The 18,555-nt window shown below is 75.8% G+C and carries 15 protein-coding genes and 3 pseudogenes; 15 read left to right on the top strand and 3 right to left on the bottom strand.

Annotated elements, in window-relative coordinates:
• From ACFPBZ_RS28700 to ACFPBZ_RS28685, 4 genes and pseudogenes are all read left to right on the top strand, one after another.
• A pseudogene (locus ACFPBZ_RS28700) lies at positions 1-2,022 on the top strand (hypothetical protein); the annotation flags it as partial.
• Entirely contained in the window at positions 2,019-2,441 is a 423-nt protein-coding gene (locus ACFPBZ_RS28695; protein WP_286053981.1) for a roadblock/LC7 domain-containing protein, read from the top strand. The pseudogene ACFPBZ_RS28700 and the gene ACFPBZ_RS28695, both read left to right, overlap by 4 nt.
• A 23-nt stretch (positions 2,442-2,464) precedes the next feature.
• Positions 2,465-3,226: a DUF742 domain-containing protein gene (locus tag ACFPBZ_RS28690; protein ID WP_378039528.1), complete on the top strand. Its 762-nt coding sequence runs from the start codon at positions 2,465-2,467 to the stop codon at positions 3,224-3,226.
• On the top strand, positions 3,207-3,797 hold the full coding sequence (locus tag ACFPBZ_RS28685; protein WP_378039527.1) for a GTP-binding protein: 591 nt from the start codon (positions 3,207-3,209) through the stop codon (positions 3,795-3,797). Before ACFPBZ_RS28690 ends, ACFPBZ_RS28685 begins: the two co-directional genes overlap by 20 nt.
• 18 nt (positions 3,798-3,815) lie before the next feature.
• On the opposite strand, the gene ACFPBZ_RS28680 is transcribed toward ACFPBZ_RS28685, so the two are convergent.
• Positions 3,816-6,143: a helicase-associated domain-containing protein gene (locus ACFPBZ_RS28680; protein WP_378039526.1), complete on the bottom strand. Its 2,328-nt coding sequence runs from the start codon at positions 6,141-6,143 to the stop codon at positions 3,816-3,818.
• Between the two features lie 106 nt (positions 6,144-6,249).
• On the opposite strand from ACFPBZ_RS28680, the gene ACFPBZ_RS28675 reads away from it, so the two are divergent.
• The 5 genes and pseudogenes from ACFPBZ_RS28675 (at position 6,250) to ACFPBZ_RS28655 (ending at position 9,952) form a co-directional block, all read left to right on the top strand.
• Positions 6,250-6,456, top strand: coding sequence for a hypothetical protein (locus tag ACFPBZ_RS28675; RefSeq protein WP_378039525.1), 207 nt, complete (start codon positions 6,250-6,252; stop codon positions 6,454-6,456).
• Positions 6,456-7,046, top strand: a complete 591-nt coding sequence (locus ACFPBZ_RS28670) for a nucleotidyltransferase family protein (protein ID WP_378039524.1) — start codon at positions 6,456-6,458, stop codon at positions 7,044-7,046. The genes ACFPBZ_RS28675 and ACFPBZ_RS28670 overlap by 1 nt, the downstream gene beginning before the upstream one ends.
• 3 nt (positions 7,047-7,049) lie before the next feature.
• Positions 7,050-8,501, top strand: coding sequence for an NAD-dependent malic enzyme (locus ACFPBZ_RS28665; RefSeq protein ID WP_378039523.1), 1,452 nt, complete (start codon positions 7,050-7,052; stop codon positions 8,499-8,501).
• Positions 8,498-9,022, top strand: a complete 525-nt coding sequence (gene moaC, locus ACFPBZ_RS28660) for a cyclic pyranopterin monophosphate synthase MoaC (protein WP_378039522.1) — start codon at positions 8,498-8,500, stop codon at positions 9,020-9,022. Before ACFPBZ_RS28665 ends, moaC begins: the two co-directional genes overlap by 4 nt.
• A gap of 10 nt (positions 9,023-9,032) precedes the next feature.
• A pseudogene (locus ACFPBZ_RS28655) lies at positions 9,033-9,952 on the top strand (molybdenum cofactor biosynthesis protein MoaE).
• 396 nt (positions 9,953-10,348) lie between these two features.
• On the opposite strand, the gene ACFPBZ_RS28650 reads toward ACFPBZ_RS28655, so the two are convergent.
• Entirely contained in the window at positions 10,349-10,981 is a 633-nt protein-coding gene (locus ACFPBZ_RS28650) for a LysM peptidoglycan-binding domain-containing protein (protein WP_378039521.1), read from the bottom strand.
• A gap of 488 nt (positions 10,982-11,469) precedes the next feature.
• Here ACFPBZ_RS28650 and ACFPBZ_RS28645 point away from each other — a divergent pair, with 488 nt between their 5' ends.
• The 6 genes from ACFPBZ_RS28645 (at position 11,470) to ACFPBZ_RS28620 (ending at position 18,330) form a co-directional block, all read left to right on the top strand.
• Entirely contained in the window at positions 11,470-12,366 is an 897-nt protein-coding gene (locus ACFPBZ_RS28645) for an AAA family ATPase (RefSeq protein WP_378039520.1), read from the top strand.
• Entirely contained in the window at positions 12,363-13,586 is a 1,224-nt protein-coding gene (locus ACFPBZ_RS28640; RefSeq protein WP_378039519.1) for a vWA domain-containing protein, read from the top strand. Before ACFPBZ_RS28645 ends, ACFPBZ_RS28640 begins: the two co-directional genes overlap by 4 nt.
• On the top strand, positions 13,579-14,730 hold the full coding sequence (locus ACFPBZ_RS28635) for an XdhC family protein (protein WP_378039518.1): 1,152 nt from the start codon (positions 13,579-13,581) through the stop codon (positions 14,728-14,730). Before ACFPBZ_RS28640 ends, ACFPBZ_RS28635 begins: the two co-directional genes overlap by 8 nt.
• Positions 14,731-14,840: 110 nt before the next feature.
• Complete coding sequence (locus tag ACFPBZ_RS28630) at positions 14,841-16,136, top strand: iron-containing alcohol dehydrogenase (protein ID WP_378039517.1); 1,296 nt, start codon at positions 14,841-14,843, stop codon at positions 16,134-16,136.
• 5 nt (positions 16,137-16,141) lie between these two features.
• A complete protein-coding gene (locus ACFPBZ_RS28625) occupies positions 16,142-17,656 on the top strand; it encodes a MadS family sensor histidine kinase (protein ID WP_378039516.1) in 1,515 nt (504 codons plus the stop codon).
• The gene (locus ACFPBZ_RS28620; RefSeq protein WP_378039515.1) at positions 17,653-18,330 is read left to right on the top strand and encodes a MadR family response regulator transcription factor; all 678 of its coding nucleotides are present in this window, start codon (positions 17,653-17,655) and stop codon (positions 18,328-18,330) included. Before ACFPBZ_RS28625 ends, ACFPBZ_RS28620 begins: the two co-directional genes overlap by 4 nt.
• Here the strand turns inward: ACFPBZ_RS28620 and ACFPBZ_RS28615 are convergent.
• A pseudogene (locus tag ACFPBZ_RS28615) lies at positions 18,327-18,555 on the bottom strand (RNA polymerase subunit sigma-70); the annotation flags it as partial. The gene ACFPBZ_RS28620 and the pseudogene ACFPBZ_RS28615 sit on opposite strands and share 4 nt — an antisense overlap.

The raw sequence follows: 18,555 nt of genomic DNA, 5'->3' as shown, positions 1-18,555 counted from the left end.
CTCTACGCCGCCGAGGCCCCGCAGCGCAACGGGGTGGGCGGCGCGCTCGCGGCCGCCCTGCCGCGGCGCCCGGTCCGCCCCGGGGCCGGGCCCGCCGACCCGCCCGTCGACCACGACCCGGTGCCCGGCCCGCAGGCCGAGCCCGTCGGCGAGGACGACGACGAGGACGACGACCGCGTCGCCTCCGTCGTCCAGGGCGACGGCGAGGGCGTCACCGTCTGGAGCCAGGGCCCCGACACCGGCGGGATCCCCGCCCGGGCGCACGCCGCCCACGCCTGGCGCGGCCCCGACGGCGAGACCGGCGACGAGGCCGACGACGCCGTGCCCGAGGACCCCGACGCCGTGTCGGCCGGTCGGCACGGGCTCCAGCCGACCCCCGACGCACCGACCCGCACCACCCGCGACGGGCGACCGGCCCCCCGGCCCCGCCGGGCCGCCCCGCAGGGCTTCTCCGAGGGCACACCCGCCGGCCGTCCCGGCCCGGGGGCGCCGCCCGCCGGCCACCCCGGGTTCCCGGCCCACCCCGCCGGCCCCGGTCGCCCGCAGCCGGGCCCCGGACAGCTCGGAGCCATGCCCTCGGGACCGCGGCCCGCGCCCTGGGGACCGCCCCGCGACACCGGGCCCCGTGACGCCGCCCCCCGTGACGCCGCCCCCCGTGACACCGGACCGCGGGCCGCCGGTTCGCCGCCGGTCCCGCAGCCACCGATGTGGAACGGCGCCGAGGTCGTCCCGCCGCCCGGGCCCGCCGCGGGCGAGGAGCGCCCGGCCGAGGTCGGGCAGGCCCCGGACAACTCCGAGGCACCCACCTCCGTCGCCCGGGCGATCGGGATGGAGCCCGACGCGGTCCCGCCGGTGGCGGCGACCCCGGAGGGCACGCCGAAGCAGACCCGCCCCGACGCCGACGTCCCCGCCCGGCCCGCACCGGTCGCCGCGGCCGAGGTCGAGGCGCCCGTGGCGCGCGAGCCCGAGCCGGACTCCGTGGTCCTGCAGCCCGTGGCACAGGAGCCCGTGGCCGAGGAGCCCGTGGTCGAGGAGTCCGTGGTCGAGGAGTCCGGCGCCGAGGACGCTGCGGCCGAGGAGTCCGCGGGCGAGGAGGGGTCCCTCCCGTCGCGACCGGGCCGGCTCACCCTGCGCCCGCTCGCCCAGCGTCGCCGCCCCGAGGGCGGCCCGCTGCTGCGGCCCGGCTCCGCGCCGCGGCTGCGGCCCCGGCCGACGGCCGAGGGTGACGCCGACGCCGCGGCACCCGCCGCACAGGGCGACGCTCTCTTCGCGCCGCCCGACGCCCCCCTGACGCCGGAACCCGCCTCCGAGCCGGTCGCGCCCGAGCAGCCCGAGCCCGAGCAGCCCGCACCCGAGCAACCCGATCCGGGCCTCGTCGGGCCGGCCTCCGCGCCCCTTCCCGCCCGCGGCGCGAACGGGTACGGCCAGAACGGGAACGGCCAGAACGGGCACAGCACGAACGGGAACGGCCAGAACGGGCACGGCGCCGGGACGAACGGCAACGGCGCGAACGGCAACGGCACGAACGGCAACGGCCTGTTGACCGGCGGGCTGCCCGGCTCGCCGCCGGAGACCCTGCCCCGCCGGCCCGCGGCGGTCCTACCGAACCGCGAGCGCACGCCGATCTTCGACGAGGTCGCCTCCGTCTGGTTCCGGGAGCCCGAGCCCGACGACACGTCGGTCGACCCCGAGTGGGACGACACCGGGCGGATCGGCTTCGAGGCGGGAGCCCCGTCGCTGACCCCGGTCGACGCCGGCGTCACCGAGGCGGGCCTGCCGCGTCGCCGGCCCCGGGCCCACCTGGTCCCGGGCAGCGCCCGTCCGGCCCCCACGCGGGCACCCTCCCCGGGGGCCCCTGCGGAGCAGGGTCCCCCGAAGCGCAGTCCCGACGCCGTCCGTGGACGGCTCGCCAGCTACCAGCGCGGCGTCGCCGACGGCCGCTCCACCCGCCTGGCCCGCCGCCCCGACGGGGCGGCCACCACCGGCGAGACCACGCACGACCCCGAGGAGGAGCAGCAGTGACGGCACCCCAGTCGCAGCCCAGCAGGTTCGGCTGGCTGGTCTCGAACTTCGCGGAACGGGTCCCCGGCGTCGCGCACGCCGTGGTCGTGTCCGCCGACGGCCTCCTCCTCACCGCCTCCAGCCGGCTGCCCCGCGACCGGGCCGACCAGCTCGCCGCCGTGGCCTCCGGGCTGATCAGCCTCACCCAGGGCGCCGCGCGCTGCTTCGAGGCCGGCGAGGTGGTGCAGACCGTGGTCGAGATGGAGCGCGGCATCGTGCTGCTGATGTCGATCAGCGACGGGTCGTGCCTCGCGACGCTCGCGGCCCCGAACTGCGACATCGGCCTCGTCGGCTACGAGATGACGCTGCTGGTCGACCGCGTCGGCCAGCTGCTGACCCCGGAGCTGCGCGCGGAGCTGCAGGGATCGGGTTTCCGATGAGCAGCCGGGGGAGGTGAGGCACGGTGAGCCAGTCCGACGACGACTCCTTCGCCCACGTCCTGAACGGGATCACCGGTAGCCCGTCGCGCCCGGGTGGGCGTCGCGGGCTGTTCGGGCGACGCCGGAAGGCCGACGACGCCGACCCGGGCGGCCCCGCCGGCCGGGGCGACGACGCCGTGTCCGACGCCGACCGGGAGGCGGCCCGGGCCCTCGACGACGCCGCGGGCGGGGCCCACCGCAGCCCGCCCGGCGGGGTGCCGCTCGGTCCGCCGTCCGGCCCGCCGCCCGGAGGTGCACAGCGCCTCGGCTGGCGTCCCCACACCGGCCGCCCGGTGTTCCCCCACGGCGACCCGGCGCTCCCGCCGACCGCGCCCGTGGACGTCGCGGTCGGCCGGCACCAGTGGCCCGACTACCCCGACGGACCGCGGACCGGGGACGAGCCGCCGGAGTCGTCGTTCGTGCGGCCCTACGCGTGGACCCGCGGCCGCACCCGTCCGGCCTACGACCTCGCGATCGAGACGTTGGTGTCGACGACCGACCAGGGCCGGGATCCCGCCCAGGTGACCCAGTACGAGCACCGCATGATCGCCGACCTCTGCGGCGAACCGAAGTCGGTCGCGGAGGTCGCGGCGCTGCTGCGCCTGCCGCTCGGCGTGGCCCGTGTCCTGCTGGGCGACATGGCCGCGCACGGATCGATCGTGGTGCACGAGACCGCCTCGTCGACGGGCGACGCCCCCGACCTGGCGTTGATGGAAAGGGTGCTGAGTGGACTACGACGACTCTGAGGGGGCGGTCCCGACGGCCACGTCGGCGAAGATCGTCGTCGCCGGGGGGTTCGGGGTCGGCAAGACGACCTTCGTCGGCTCGGTCTCGGAGATCGACCCGCTGACCACCGAGGCGGTCATGACCGACGCCAGCGCCGGCGTCGACGACCTCACCGCGGTCCCGAACAAGCGCACGACCACCGTGGCGATGGACTTCGGGCGTCTCACCCTCGACGCCGACCTGATCCTCTACCTGTTCGGGACGCCCGGGCAGGACCGGTTCTGGTTCATGTGGGACGACCTCGTGCGCGGCGCCATCGGGGCGGTGGTGCTCGTCGACACCCGCCGGCTCGCCGACTGCTTCGCGGCCGTCGACTTCTTCGAGGAGCGCAACCTGCCCTACGTGCTCGGCGTGAACTGCTTCGACGGAGTGCTCTCGCACTCCCTCGACGACGTCGCCGAGGCGCTCGCGCTCGACCCGTCCGTGCCGGTGGTCACGGTCGACGCCCGGAACCGGGAGTCGACGAAGGAGACGCTGATCGCGCTCGTCGAGCACGCGATGCAGGTGTGGGCCGTGGGCGCCCGCGCCTGAGCGGCGGGGCCCCGGGGGTCACTGCTCGGTCAGCACGCTGACCGAGGTGATCCGGTGCAGGGCGAAGCTCACCGACGAGCCCGGGTCCTCCTCGGTCGACACCGCGGCGTCGGTGCCCTCGAGCAGCCCGCCGCCCACCCGCAGCGGGCGCACCACCCGCTGCGAGGCGGTGCCGGCGGCATCGACGTAGCCGATCCAGACGGTGCGCCCGGTGCGCGCGGCGTCGGCGAGGACCGCGACGGTGGCCGACGCCGTCTGGCGGGTCGACCCCGGCACCGTGGCCGCGCCCCGCGGCGCGGTCGCCGCCCGGACCGCGGCCCGCAGCTCCGCGACGAGGGCCGCGACCTGGTCGTCCGACAGCGACGGGGAGCCGCCCGACGACGCCCGGTCGGGACGGCGCGGGGCCGTGCGGCGCCCGCGGGGACGCAGGTCGACGACGGCGCCGTCGGCGTCCTCGGCGACCGGGGCGAGGCCGGCCGCGCGCAGGGCCTCGAGCACGTCGGCCAGCGGCGTCGCCGACACGACGACGGTCGGGGCGAGGCGGCGCAGCTCCAGCGACGCCGCGACCGGCAGCGACATCACCTCGGCGAGCAGGGCCTCGTCCTCGGAGCGCAGGAAGGACGCCGCCGAGCCGCCGCGCAGCCGACCGTGCCGGCGCGCGACGTCGTCGACGAGGTAGGTGAGCCCCTGGGGGACGGGCGTCGCCGAGCGCGTCGCGAACAGCTCGTGCACGTCGGCCGCGGTCCAACCCAGGTCGAGCGCCCGGCGCAGCGAGTTCTCGGAGATGCGGTAGACGGTGGCGCCGCCGGCCGACTCCACCTCGGCCACCCGGTCCATGGCCGCGGCCAGTTCCGGCTCCAGGCGCCCCGGGGCGACGGCGGTGAGGTCGGCCTGCAGGAGCACGTGGCCGACCGGGGCGGGCATCGCCGGGCGCAGCGCCGCGGCGGCGGCGAGGTCGGGGTCGTCGTCGGGACGGCGGGCCGTGCGCAGGAGCTCGCGCCCGGCGGTGGTCAGCGCGTCGTGGGCGACGACGCCGAGGGCGGTCGCCTCCCGGACGCAGGCGCGGACGAGGTCGTCGCGCATCCGTCCGCCGCGCCGCGGGGCCCGCCACGCCAGCGAGGTCACCAGGGCGTCGACGGAGGGCGGCCCGCTGCCCTCGGGGAACTCCGCGAGCCGCGCCAGCACCCGCCGGCGGACCTGCGCGGCCCACGGCCGCCGGACCTCGTCGGACAGCGGCCCGACGAGCTTGTCGGTGGAGTCGCGCTGCCCGATCGCCGAGGGCTGGCGCGGCATCTCCAGCCAGGCCCGGGCGAGCGCGACCCACTGGGTCTCGGGCGGGGCGGCGAGCCAGCGGTCGGCCTGGGTGGTGGGGCACCAGACGGCGTCGGCGTCCTCGCTCACGGCCACCAGCGACGCGGCGTTCAGGGTCTCGACGAGCAGGCCCGCGGCGGTCTCGTCGACGTCGAGGTCCTTGGCCAGGCGCCGCAGGTCGCGGACCCCGAGGCCCCCGGAGCGCAGGACCGCCGGCGGGGCGGCCGACCAGGCCGCGATCACGGCCTCGGCGCGGCGCACCGTCTCGAGCGCCTCCCCGGCGGCGGTGGCGTCGACGGTGGCCGGGTCCTGCCGGCGCGGGGCGGGCATCGGGTCGACGGCCTGGATCTCCCCGAGCGGCCGGTCGCCGCGCAGGGCGAGCCCGGCCTCGCGGGTGAGCTCCACGGTCTCGTCGTCGACCCGGCGCAGGATGCCGGCGTCGAGCAGGCGCGCGACGGGGGAGTCGTCGCCCTCCCGGGCGCGGCTGCGCCCCACCGGGCCCTCCGTGTCGAGGGCCTCGACGACGGCCCGCTGGTCGTCGGGCAGGGCGGCGACGACGGCCACCGGGTCGGCGAGCACGGCCGAGCCCGCGGCCGCGGGGCGACCGAGGCCCGCGGGGTGGCGGCGCGCGGTGTCGCGCAGGGCGGGCACGGCGAGGATGGCGGCGCGGCCGCCGTCGAGGGTGTCGGGCTCCGCGAAGTCCCAGGCCAGCGCCAGCGCCCGCAGGTGGTCGAGGGCGGCCCGGGCCGTCGCCCGCGGCACGGTGGGGCCCAGCAGGGCGAGCACGGCCTCCGGGTCGACCGGCGACTGGTCGGCGTCGGCCACCAGCAGGGCGTCGACGACGGCGAGGTGCAGGGCGTCGAGCTCCTCGCAGGCCCGGCCCACGGAGGTGCGCACCCCGGCCCGCGTCGCGACGACGCCGGTGTCGGCGGGGGCGGGCAGCGCCAGGTCGGGCCGGGCGCGCAAGAGGGCACCCAGGGTCGCGTCGTCCTGGGCGCGCAGGTGATCGAGGAGTGTCCCCGCTCGGGCGGCCATCTCGACCAGCGTAATCGCGGTCGCCGGGCGCGGGTGGGCGGTCGCCGGACGAGGCCCGGGTAGGGCAGACTGGTCCCGCACGAGGGTCTGGACCAGGGAGGAACCGGTGGCGGCGAACAACGAGGGCGAGCAGGACGACAGGGCCGTCGAGCCCCGTCAGGACCCGGCGTGGCCGCAGGTCGACGGTGGCCACCCGATCACGGAGCTCATGGCGCCCACGCAGGGTGCCGCCTCCCCGTTCGGCGAGGTCGAGTTCCCGCTCCCGGCCGACCAGCTCGGCTACCAGCACCCCGTCACGGAGATCAACCGCTAGTGGCCGTCGCCGGCCTCCTGCTCGCGGCGGGGGCCGGCCGTCGGATGGGCACGCCCAAGGCGCTCGTCGAGCTCGACGACGAGCCGCTGGTCACCCGCGCGCTGCGCAGCCTCCGCGAGGCCGGGGCGTCGCCCCGCGTCGTCGTGCTGGGCGCGGCGGCCGAGGACGCGGTGCGGGTCGTCTCCGACGCCGACCCCGAGGCCGTCGTGGTGGTCGCACCGCGGTGGGTCGACGGGATGGGGGAGTCGCTGCGGGCGGGGCTCGCGGCGGTGCCGGACGGGGCCGACGCGGTCGTCGTGCTGCTGGTCGACACCCCGGGCATCACCGCGGCCGCCCTGGCCCGCGTGATGGCGGCGGCGACCCCCGGGGGCATCGTCCGGGGCGTCTACGAGGGGCGGCCCGGCCACCCGGTGGTCTTCGGGCGCCACCACCTGGCCGCCGTGGCGGCCGCCGCGCACGACGATGTCGGGGCGCGGGGATACCTTGCGGGGCGGGACGACGTGGGGGCCGTGGAGGTCTCCGACGTCGCCACCCGCGACGACGTCGACACGCCGGCCGACCTGGCCCGGCTCCGAGGGCAGGAGGGCTGAACCGTGGCGGTCCCCGGACCCGGTTACGCGATCACCGCACGAGTCGAGGCGCCCGCGAGCGCCACCGCGGCCGGTGACCTCGCCGTCGCCGTCGGGCGCGTGGGCGGGGTGATGACGGCGTTCGACGTGGTCGAGTCCCGCGCCGAGTCGGTCATCGTCGACATCAGCTGCAACGCGCTGTCGGAGCGGCACGCCGAGGAGATCACCGAGACGCTCGGCGCCCTCGACGGCGTGAAGGTGCGCAACGTCTCCGACCGGACGTTCCTCGTGCACCTCGGCGGCAAGATCGAGGTCACCCCAAAGGTCGGGCTCCGCACCCGCGAGGACCTCTCCCGCGCCTACACCCCCGGCGTCGCCCGCGTGTGCCAGGCGATCGCGGCCCGCCCGGAGGACGCGCGGAGCCTGACGATCAAGCGGAACACCGTCGCGGTCGTCACCGACGGCTCCGCCGTGCTCGGCCTGGGCAACCTCGGGGCGGCCGCCGCCATGCCCGTGATGGAGGGCAAGGCGGCGCTGTTCAAGCGCTTCGCCGGGGTCGACGCCTGGCCGGTCTGCCTCGACACGCAGGACACCGAGGAGATCATCCGGACCGTCGAGATCCTCGCCCCGGCCTACGGCGGGATCAACCTCGAGGACATCGCGGCGCCGCGCTGCTTCGAGATCGAGGCCCGGCTGCGCGAGAGCCTCGACATCCCGGTGTTCCACGACGACCAGCACGGCACGGCCGTCGTCGTCCTCGGCGCGCTGCGCAACGCCCTGCGCGTCGTCGGGAAGCGCTCGCAGGACTGCCGGATCGTCGTCTGCGGCGTCGGTGCGGCGGGGTCGGCCATCATCCGGCTGCTGCTGCCGCTCGAGCCCGCCGACCTCATCGCGGTCGACGTCGACGGGATCATCCACCCCGACCGGCCGGGTCTGCACGAGTCCCTGCGCTGGGTCGCCGAGCAGACCAACCACGACGGGCGCACCGGCGACGTGCACGACGCGCTGCCCGGGGCCGACGTCTTCATCGGGGTGTCGGCGCCGAACCTGCTGCACGCCGACGACATCAAGGGCATGGCCGACGACGCGATCGTCTTCGCGCTGGCGAACCCCGACCCGGAGATGGACCCCGGCGTCGCGCAGCACCACGCCGCGATCGTCGCCACGGGCCGGTCGGACTACCCGAACCAGATCAACAACGTGCTCGCGTTCCCCGGGATCTTCCGCGGCCTGCTCGACGCGCAGGCCCGCGGCATCACCGACGCGATGCTGCTCGCCGCGTCGGCCGCGATCGCCGACGTGGTCGCCGAGCCGAACCCCCTGTTCATCGTGCCCAGCGTGTTCGACTCCACGGTCTCGCCCGCGGTCGCCTCCGCCGTGCGCAAGGTCAGCGAGGCCGCCGACCTGAACTCCGTGCAGGACGCGCTCGACGCCGGCTCGGCGTCCGCCGAGGGCGTCACGGCGGAGCAGGAGTGAGCGCGCCGCGAGGAGACGCAGCGCAGCGGAGCTCGACCGCCGGGCGGGGGCTGACCCACGTCGACGAGACCGGCGCGGCCCGCATGGTCGACGTCGGCGACAAGGAGGTCACCCGCCGGGTGGCCACCGCCAGCGGGGTCCTGCGCACCACCGCCGAGGTGTGCGCGGCCCTGCGCGACGGCACCGTCCCCAAGGGCGACGCGCTCGCCACGGCCCGGATCGCCGGGATCATGGGCGCCAAGCGCACGCCCGACCTCATCCCGCTCTGCCACCCGATCCCCCTCGCCGGGGTCACCGTGGAGCTGGAGGTCGGCGAGACCGACGTGCGGGTCGAGGCGACGGCCCGCAGCGCCGACCGCACGGGAGTCGAGATGGAGGCGCTCACGGCGGTGTCGGTCGCGGGGCTCGCGCTGCACGACATGGTCAAGGCGCTCGACCCCGCGGCGACGATGGACGGGGTACGACTGGAGCGCAAGGAAGGCGGCCGGTCGGGCGTCTGGACGAGGCCCCAGGATCGATGAGGACGTGGCGATGAACGAGCCGTTACGGCGAGCCCGTGTGGTGACCGCGTCGAACCGCGCGTCGGCGGGCGTCTACGAGGACCGCGGCGGGCCGCTGATCGTGGCCTGGCTGCGCGAGCGCGGGTACTCCGCGGACGACCCGGTGGTGGTGCCCGACGGCGAACCCGTGGCCGAGGCGCTGCGGGCCGCGGTCGGCGACCGGGTGCAGGTCGTCCTCACCACCGGCGGCACCGGCATCTCGCCCACCGACGCCACCCCCGAGGCCACCCGCGCCGTCATCGACTACGAGGTGCCCGGCCTGGCCGACGCGGTCCGGGCCGCGGGCGCCGACAAGGTCCCGACGAGCGTGCTGTCCCGGGGCGTCGCGGGCGTCGCCGGCCGCACGCTAGTGGTGAACCTGCCCGGGTCGCCCGGCGGCGTGCGCGACGGGCTCGCCGTCCTCGAGCCGGTGCTCGACCACGCCGTCGACCAGATCCAGGGAGGAGACCACCAGTGAGCACCTCGACCGCAGTCGTGCTGCGCGCCGCCGTGGGGGAGGAGCCCCTCGACGTCGCCGAGCACGCGGCCCTCGTCGACGGCCCCCGCAGCGGAGCCGTCGTCACCTTCGCCGGCGTGGTCCGCGACCACGACCACGGGCGGACCGTCCGGGCCCTCGACTACGAGGGACACCCCAGCGCCGGGTCCGTGGTGGAGAAGGTCGCCGCCGAGGTCGCGGGCCGGTACCCGGGGGTGACCGCCCTGGCGGTGTCGCACCGGATCGGCTCCCTGGCCATTGGCGACGTCGCGCTCGCGTGCGCCGTGGCCGCCGAGCACCGGCGCGAGGCCTTCGACGCGTGCAGCGACCTCGTCGACGAGGTCAAGCGGGCCCTGCCGGTGTGGAAGCGCCAGGAGTTCGGCGACGGCTCCGAGGAATGGGTGAACTGCCCGTAGAACCTGCGCTACGCACTCGTTCTGCCTCGACGGACAGACGACCCGGTGAGAACCGGCGTGCCACGCACACGTCTCGGCGGCCCGACCGACCCGTGATCGCGACTTCGGGAGCGACACGCCCAAGATTTGCTGCGACTCGCCGCCGAAGTCGTGATCATGGTCCTGGACCCGGCCGACGACTCCGTGTGCGGGGGGAGCGGCGCCGGGCGGCTCGAGGGAGCCCTCACGCGCGCGAGACACGGCCCGCCGAGTGCGTGGTGACTCCTTCGGCGGGCGCAGGGGCGCCGACCCGGCTCAGGCACGCGGAGCGGCCCGTCGAGTGCGTGGTGGACACACGACGACCCCCGCCGGTGCTCGGGGCACCGGCGGGGGTCGAGGCGATGTGCGGGACGAGCGTCAGCTCATGACGAGCTGCTGGCCGACCGAGAGCGTGTCGGGGTCGGCGATCGCGTTGCGCTGGGCGATCTGCTTCCAGCTCACGCCGTGGTTCGCGGCGATGGAGCTGAGCGTGTCGCCGGAGACGACGGTGTAGGCGCCGGCCGGGGCCACCGCGGACGGGGCCTTGGCGCGGACGGTCTCGGTCTTCTTCGAGCTCTTCGCCGACGAGGAGGACGTCTCCGTCTTCTTCGAGGGCTTCGACGACGAGGACGAGTCCCCGGAGTTCGACTTGCTCGAGGTCTGACCGGTCTTCTTGGAGCAGGTCGGCCAGGCATTCATGCCCTGTCCGGCCTTGACCTTCTCGGCGACCGCGATCTGCTCCTCGCGGCTGGCGTTCTTGGCGCTGCCCGTGCCGCCGTAGGCCTTCCAGGTGGAGGGGGTGAACTGCAGGCCGCCGCTGAACCCGTTGCCGGTGTTCGTCGACCACTTGCCGCCGCTCTCGCACTGGGCGAGCGCGTCCCAGTCGGTCTCGGCGGACGCGGTGCCGGCGGCGAGCGCGAGCGGGGTCGCCGCGAGCGCGCCGACCAGCGCCAGCTGGGCCGCCCTGCGGGTGAGGGCGCGCGCCAGTGACTCATCGGTATTACGAAGCATGACCTCTCTCGTCGCACCGCGCCCCACGTGGCAGCGGGTCGGGAGTCTCTCCCCATCGGGTCACGGACCGGTTCCACGCGGTCTCACCGAAGGACACGCCGTATCGACGTGCCAGGCCCCTGCTCGCCCTGCCTGTCCGGTCCGCACCTCTCGTGTGGGGTCTCCCGGGGACGCTGGACAGGCGTCGGGCGCGGCGGCCCCCGGGGCTGGTCGAAGCCACCGTGACGGTGGCCGAGAGCGAACATACGGAGCACACGCCCGAGTTCAAGGGGCTCTCAGAAAGGCGAAGATCACCCGATCGGGCCCTTGTCACCACCACTGGTCACCGTTTTCGCAGGTCACGAGACGGTATCGCCCCGTTCGTGCCTGAGTCACACAGTTGTAACGCAGAGCGAGAATGTCACGGGGGTCACGGTGAATTGGGGGGTTGGGAGTTGTGCGCCACACGAACCTGAGCAGCAGGTTCGCACGTAGGGGACGATGGTCCGGTGACCGCCGCCACCGAATTCGCCGGACCCGACGACGTCGCCGTCGCCCTCGGGAGCACCGGATACCTCGCCGACGCCGGACTCGCGTCGGCCGCCTTCCTGGCGCTGCGCATGGGACGTCCGCTCTTCTGCGAGGGCGAGCCCGGGACGGGCAAGACCGCCCTCGCCCAGGCCCTCGCGCAGGTGCTGGGGGCGCCCCTCGTCCGGCTGCAGTGCCACGAGGGGATCGACGCCGCCCAGGCCCTCTACGACTGGGACTTCCCGCGCCAGCTGCTGCACCTGCGCACCATGGAGGCGGCCGCCACGGCGTCGCACTCCGAGCTCGACGCCGACGCCGTCGAGGCCTCCCTCTACGACCGCCGGTTCCTGCTCGCCCGCCCCGTCCTCCAGGCGCTGCAGAACACGCCGAGCGTGCTGCTCATCGACGAGGTCGACCGCGCCGACGACGAGTTCGAGGCCTTCCTGCTCGAGGTGCTCGCCGAGAACTCGGTGACCATCCCGGAGATCGGGGTGGTGCGCGCGGAGACCCCGCCGCTCGTCGTCCTCACCTCCAACCGCACGCGGGAGGTGCACGACGCCCTCAAGCGCCGGTGCCTCTACCTCTGGCTCGAGCACCCCGACCTGGCCCGCGAGGTCGCCATCCTCAAGGCGCGGATGCCCCACCTCGCCGACGAGCTCGCCCAGCAGGTCGCCCAGGCCGTCCAGCGGCTGCGGCGCCTCGACCTGCTCAAGCCCCCGGGCGTGGCCGAGACGCTCGACTGGGCGCAGGCCCTCGAGCTGATCGGCGCGCGCCACCTCGACCTCGAGTCGGCCACCGCGACGCTGGGTGCGGTGCTCAAGTACCGCGAGGACGCCGACCGCGCCCGCGACGCGCTGGACGCCCTGCTCGCCTCATGACCGCCGCCGACCGGGGCGGGAGCACCGACGCGCCCGCTCCCCGCCCGCACGCCGGCGCGGTGCTGGCCGGCGGGGTGGTCGACGCGCTCGCCGCCCCCGCCGACGACGACGCCGTCCTGCGCGACTTCGCGGCCTTCACCCGACTGCTGCGCAACGCCGGGGTCCCCGTCACCCCCGACCGCACGGCCACCTACCTGCGGGCCGTGCGGGAGGTCGACGTGGCCAGCGAGGTCGCTCTGTACTGGGCGGGCCGGCTCACCCTGTGCTCCGACCCCGACGACGTGGCCCGCTACGACCAGGCCTTCCACGCCTGGTTCTCCTCCGACCCGCGCGAGCAGCGGATGGGGCGCGCCGGCCCGCCCAAGCCGCGGGCCGCGACGATCGCGGCCCTGTCGAGCCCCGAGCGCCAGGGCGGCGAGGGCGACGACGAGGGCGACACCCCCGAGCTGCGCGTGGCCGCGAGCGGGGAGGAGGTGCTGCGCGACCGGGACATCGCCGAGCTGACGATCGGCGAGCGCGAGCACCTGCGCCGCATGCTCGAGCTGCTGCGGCCCGACCCGCCGAGACGCCGCGCCCGCCGCCGGCGACCGCACCGCCGCGGGGAGCCCGACGCTCGGGCCACCCTGCGCGCGACGCTGCGCCACGCGGGCGAGATCCCCGGGCTGTCCCGCAAGCATCGTCGGGAACGGCCGCGGCGGGTGGTGCTGCTGCTCGACGTCTCCGGCTCCATGGCGCCCTACGCCGACGCCCTGCTGCGCTTCGCGCACGTGCTGACGCGGCGCACCCCGCAGGCCGTGGAGACCTTCACCCTCGGCACGCGCCTGACCCGCGTCACGCGCGAGCTGCGCCAGCGCGACCCCGAGCGCGCCCTGCGCGACGCCGGGGGCGCCATCCCCGACTGGTCGGGCGGCACGCGGCTCGGCGAGGTGCTGACCGCCTTCCTCGACCGGTGGGGGCAGCGCGGCGTCGCCCGCCGGGCGGTGGTCGTGGTGTTCTCCGACGGCTGGGAGCGCGGCGGCACCGATCTGCTGGGCGAGCAGATGCAGCGACTGGCCCGGCTGGCCCATGCGGTGGTGTGGGTGAACCCGCACGCCGGCAAGCGCGGCTACGAGCCGGTGCAGGGGGGAATCGCCGCGGCCCTGCCGCACGTTGACCGATTGTTGGCCGGTCACTCGCTGACCACCTTGCAGGAGCTCACGGAGGTGCTCGCTGATGCGTGACGTGCTGCCCACCCTCGAGGGATGGTGGGCCGACGGACGATCGACGGCACTCGCCACCGTCGTCGGCACCTTCCGGTCCGCACCCCGGCAGCCGGGGGCCTCGATGCTCGTCGGCCCCGAGGGCGAGGCGGTCGGGAGCGTCTCCGGCGGCTGCGTCGAGGGCGCGGTCTACGAGCTCGGCTCGGACATCCTGCGCGGCGAGGACCCGACGCTGCAGCGCTACGGCGTGTCCGACGACGACGCGTTCGCCGTCGGCCTGACCTGCGGCGGGATCCTCGACGTGTTCGTCGAGCAGGTCGACCGCGAGAGCTTCCCCGAGCTCGGCGCGATCGCCGAGGCCGTGCGCGAGCACCGCCCGGTGGCCATCGCGACGATCGTCTCGGGGCCGAACGTGGGTCGGCGGATCGTGGTGTGGCCCGAGCACGTCGACGGCTCCCTGGGCAGCGCCCGGCTCGACGACGCCGTGCGCGACGACGTCCGGGGCCTGCTGGCCGCGGGACGCACCACCCTGGTCACCTACGGCACCGACGGCGAGCGCCGCGGCGAGGGGCTGGGCATCTTCGTCGAGTCGTTCGCGCCGCCGCCCCGCCTCATCGTGTTCGGGGCCATCGACTTCGCGGCCGCGGTCGCGCGGATCGGGACGTTCCTCGGGATGCGGGTGACGGTCTGCGACGCGCGCCCGGTGTTCGCGACGTCGAGCCGGTTCCCGGAGGCCCACGAGGTGGTCGTGGAGTGGCCGCACCGCTACCTGGCCGCGGAGGCCGAGGCGGGCCGGATCGACTCCCGGACCGCGCTGGCCGTGCTCACCCACGACCCGAAGTTCGACGTGCCGCTGCTCGAGGTCGCCCTGCGGCTGCCCGAGATCGGCTACATCGGCGCGATGGGGTCGCGACGCACCCACGGCGATCGTCTGGAACGGCTGCGCGAGGCCGGGGTGACCGAGTTCGAGCTGGGTCGCATGTCGAGCCCGATCGGTCTCGACCTCGGCGCCCGCACGCCGGAGGAGACCGCGATCTCGATCGCGGCCGAGATGATCGCAGAGCAGTGGGGCGGGGACGGCACGCCGCTGTCGGTCCGGCAGGGTCCGATCCACGGCGACTCGAACGTCGAACCGGGGGTGCAGGCGTCGGAGCTGGCGCTCTGATTGCGCGCTACTCGTCGGTACGGCCCACGGGGTCCGCGCGGGCTGCCCAACCCGTGCATCCGTCTGTAACGTGGGCTACACCGAGCATCCGACGGTGGAGAGGGGGCAGCGTGGTCCTCGTCGACACCGTGACGCGCGCCGGCGAGTCCCTGGTGGTGTGCCGCAGGCCCGAGCCGGCCGCGGCGCACCCCTCCACGACGGCTCCGGGCACGGGTCACGTGCAGGCGGAGACCGGCACGCCGCGCCTCGCGAAGTTCCACGTCCCGGAGATCGTGTTCGGCCCGGGCTCGCTGCCCGAGGCCGCGCACGCGGCGGTCCGCCTCGGCGCGCGGCGCCCGATGCTCGTCACCGACGAGGGCCTCCTGGCCGCGGGCTGGCCGCAGCAGCTGGCCCGCCACCTCACCGAGGCCGGGCTGCGCCCCGTCGTGTGGAGCGGGGTCACGCCGAACCCCAAGGACCACGAGATCGCCGCGGGCCACGAGTGCTACCGCGCCGAGCGGTGCGACGTGCTCGTCGCGGTCGGCGGCGGCTCGGTGATCGACGCGGCCAAGGGCGTCGCCCTGCTCGCCGGCAACGGCGGGCTGATCACCGACTTCGAGGGCGTCGACCGCATGGTCGCCCCGATCCCGCCGATGGTGATGGTGCCCGCGACGTCGGGCACCGGGGCCGACGTGAGCCAGTTCTGCATCGTCACCGACACCGAGCGGAACACGAAGATCACCATCCTCGGGCGGGCCCTGGTGCCCGACGTGTCGGTGGTCGACCCGAACCTCCTCACGACGATGCCCGACTGGCTCAACGCCGCGACCGGCCTCGACGCCCTCACCCACGGCATCGAGGCCTACGTGTCGCGGGCGCACAACCCGCTGACCGACCACCACGCGCTGCAGGCGATCTCGCTGGTCGGCCTGCACCTCGAGCGGACGATGGACCACCCCCTCGAGCGGCAGTCGCGGGTCCACATGGCCCAGGCCGCGCTCGAGGCCGGCCTCGCCTTCACCAATGCGATCCTCGGCGCCGCGCACGCGATGAGCCACCAGGTCGGCGGGCTGCTCGACCTCCCGCACGGCGTGATCAACGGGATCCTGCTGCCGCACGTCGTCCGCTTCAACGCCGAGCCCGACCCGGCGCGGTTCGTGCCGATCGCGCAGGCCCTGGGCTTCCGCGGCGCGTCCGACGGCCGCTGGTCTGACGCCCTCGCCACCGACGCCGCCGAGTGGGCCGCCTGCGAGGTCCGCCGCCTCGCCGACGAGCTCGGGGTGCCCAAGGGGCTCGGCGAGATCGGGGTGACCGAGGGCGACGTCGCGCAGCTCGCCACTATGACGATGGCCGACGCCTGCCTGTCGACGAACCCGCGCGAGGCCACCCGGGGCGAGATCGAGACGCTGTTCCGGCAGGCGCTGTAGCACCCGTGAGCGAGCCCCGGACCGCGGCGAGGTCGGCCGAGCCCACCCCGCCCGACCTCGACCTGCTGACCGGGATCCGGTCGGGCAAGCCGTCCTTCTATGTCGAGTACCTCGCCTCCGCCGAGCGCCTGCGACGCGTCATCCACGCGCTCGACCGCATCAGCCGCGCGCTCGTCCGGACCACCGAGGGGCCCGGCACCCTGGTCCGGTCGGTCGCCGAGGCGGCGGCCGAGCACCTGACCGCGCACTGGGTGGTGTTCGCGCTCGCCGACGGCGCGCTGCCCGAGGCCTCGCCGCGCCACCTCGTGCTGGGCCCCGACCTGGCGGAGGTGCCGGCCGACGGCACGGGCGCGCTCCCGCCGTTCGTGCTGCGCCACCTGCAGAACGTGCGCGGCGGCGTGCATGACGAGTCCGACCTCGACACCGCCCGGTCCGACGGCCCCTCCGCCGCCGACACCCAGGTGCACTCCCACGACCCCCACCACCTGCACGTCCCGGTCCGCCTCGACGGCACGGTGGTCGGCGAGATCGTCGCGTGGACCGGGGTGGAGCGGCGCATCGACGCCACCGACGCCTCGGTGCTCCGGGTGCTCGCGAGCCAGACGGCGGCCGCGCTGCAGAACTCCGCGCTGCACCAGCGCACCCTGAGCCTGTACGACGAGGCCAGCCGGCACGCGGACGACCTCGCGGCCCGCAACGAGCAGCTGCAGCGCACCCGCGACGCCCTCACGGTCGCCCGCCAGCGCGAGGTGCTCGACTCCGAGCGCCACCGCATCGCCCGCGAGCTGCACGACTCGGTCACCCAGTACGCCCTCTCGGCGGGCATGCAGATCGAGGTGGTGCGCTCGGAGATCCACGACGAGCGCCAGCGCGAGCGCCTCGAGACCGCGAAGCAGCTCACCCGGCGCGCGGTCGAGCAGCTCCGGTCCGCGATCTACGCGCTGAACCACTCCGGCGAGCACGGGCACCGCACGCTCCCCGCGATGCTCGAGGAGCTCTCCACCGTCCACATGCCCTCCGACCTGCGCGTCGAGGTCCGCATCGAGGGCCGCCCGGTGTCGCTGCCGGCCACCGCCGAGCGCTCGCTGTTCCGGGTGGCGGGCGAGGCGCTGTTCAACGCCGCGGTGCACGCGCAGGCCAGCGTCGCCGTCGTCCGGCTCTCGTTCCGCCGCGACCGCCTCGTGCTCTCCGTCGCCGACGACGGCACCGGCGACCCCGAGCAGGTCCGCCGCACCCTCAAGGTGGCCGCGGCGAACGACATCGACGGCACCCACCGCGGCCTCGCGAACATGGCCGAGCGCGCCCGGGAGTACGGGGGCACCCTGGTGGTGCAGCGGGCGCGGCAGGGCGGCATCCGGGTCCAGGTCAGCGTCCCGCTGCCCATCGAGGCCCGCCCGACCCCCGACCCGTCGACCGGACCGGACCCCTCCGGGTCGACGGGGACGGGACCCGCGTCCGCGGGAGAGGATGCACCGAGCGGGACCGAGGGTCCCGCGACCGATCTGGGGAGCACGCCATGACCGACATCCGCATCCCCGCCCGCGCGGCGGTCCGGCGCGGCGAGGTCCGCATCGTGCTCGTCGACGACCACGCGATCGTCCGGCAGGGCCTGCGCTCGGTCCTCGAGCGCGAACCGCAGTTCGCGATCGTCGGCGAGGCGTCGTCGGCGCCCGAGGCGCTGGCGGTGGTCGCCCACGAGCGGCCCTCGATCGTGCTGCTCGACCTCAAGCTCTCGACCAGCTCCGACTCCGAGGGCCTGCAGCTGTGCCGCCAGCTCACCCAGGCCCACCCCGGGGTCGGGGTGCTCGTGCTGACGACGTTCCTCGATGACCGCCTCGTCGTCGAGGCCGTGCACGCCGGTGCCCGCGGCTACGTGGTCAAGGACGTCGACACCACCGAGCTGACCGCCGCCATCCGCGCGGTGTCGCGGGGGGAGTCGGCGTTCGACTCGCGCTCCGCCGCGGCCGTCGTCCGCTCGCTCAACGGCCAGCAGCCCCACGGCGAGACCCTCACCGGCCGCGAGCTCGACGTGCTGCGCCTGCTCGCCCGCGGGATGAGCAACCGCACCATCGGGCGGGAGCTGTTCATCTCCGAGACCACCGTGAAGTTCCACGTCGGGAACCTCATGCGCAAGCTCGACGTCTCCCGCCGCGCCGAGGCCGTCTACGCCGCCTCGAAGATGGGCCTCATCTAGGGCCCGAGGGTGATCCCGGCGATCGTCGTCGGGTCGGCCACCATCTCGATCGCGGTGATCCGGCCGTCCTCGCTGGTGATGCGGAACAGCGAGACCGGCCGCCCGGCGTGGGAGTAGACGAGGCCGGGGACGCCGTCGAGCAGCGCCGGCCGCGCCGCGCCCGCCCGGCCCGCGAAGACGCGCGCCACGGCGTCCGCGTCGGCGGCGGCCGGGACGAGCTGCGGG

Origin of the sequence: Actinomycetospora atypica (assembly GCF_042653685.1) — a bacterium.
In the GTDB taxonomy this organism is placed as follows: domain Bacteria; phylum Actinomycetota; class Actinomycetes; order Mycobacteriales; family Pseudonocardiaceae; genus Actinomycetospora; species Actinomycetospora atypica.
Note: the sequence above shows the minus strand (reverse complement) of the source record. Positions and strands in the feature narration are given on the sequence as shown.

What these genes read in the sequence shown, in the direction of transcription:
- ACFPBZ_RS28640 (WP_378039519.1), top strand. Translation starts at nt 12,363, where the DNA reads ATGACCGCCGCCGACCGGGGCGGGAGCACCGACGCGCCCGCTCCCCGC.
- ACFPBZ_RS28620 (WP_378039515.1), top strand. Translation starts at nt 17,653, where the DNA reads ATGACCGACATCCGCATCCCCGCCCGCGCGGCGGTCCGGCGCGGCGAG.
- ACFPBZ_RS28650 (WP_378039521.1), bottom strand. Translation starts at nt 10,981, where the DNA reads ATGCTTCGTAATACCGATGAGTCACTGGCGCGCGCCCTCACCCGCAGG.
- ACFPBZ_RS28635 (WP_378039518.1), top strand. Translation starts at nt 13,579, where the DNA reads ATGCGTGACGTGCTGCCCACCCTCGAGGGATGGTGGGCCGACGGACGA.
- ACFPBZ_RS28680 (WP_378039526.1), bottom strand. Translation starts at nt 6,143, where the DNA reads ATGGCCGCCCGAGCGGGGACACTCCTCGATCACCTGCGCGCCCAGGAC.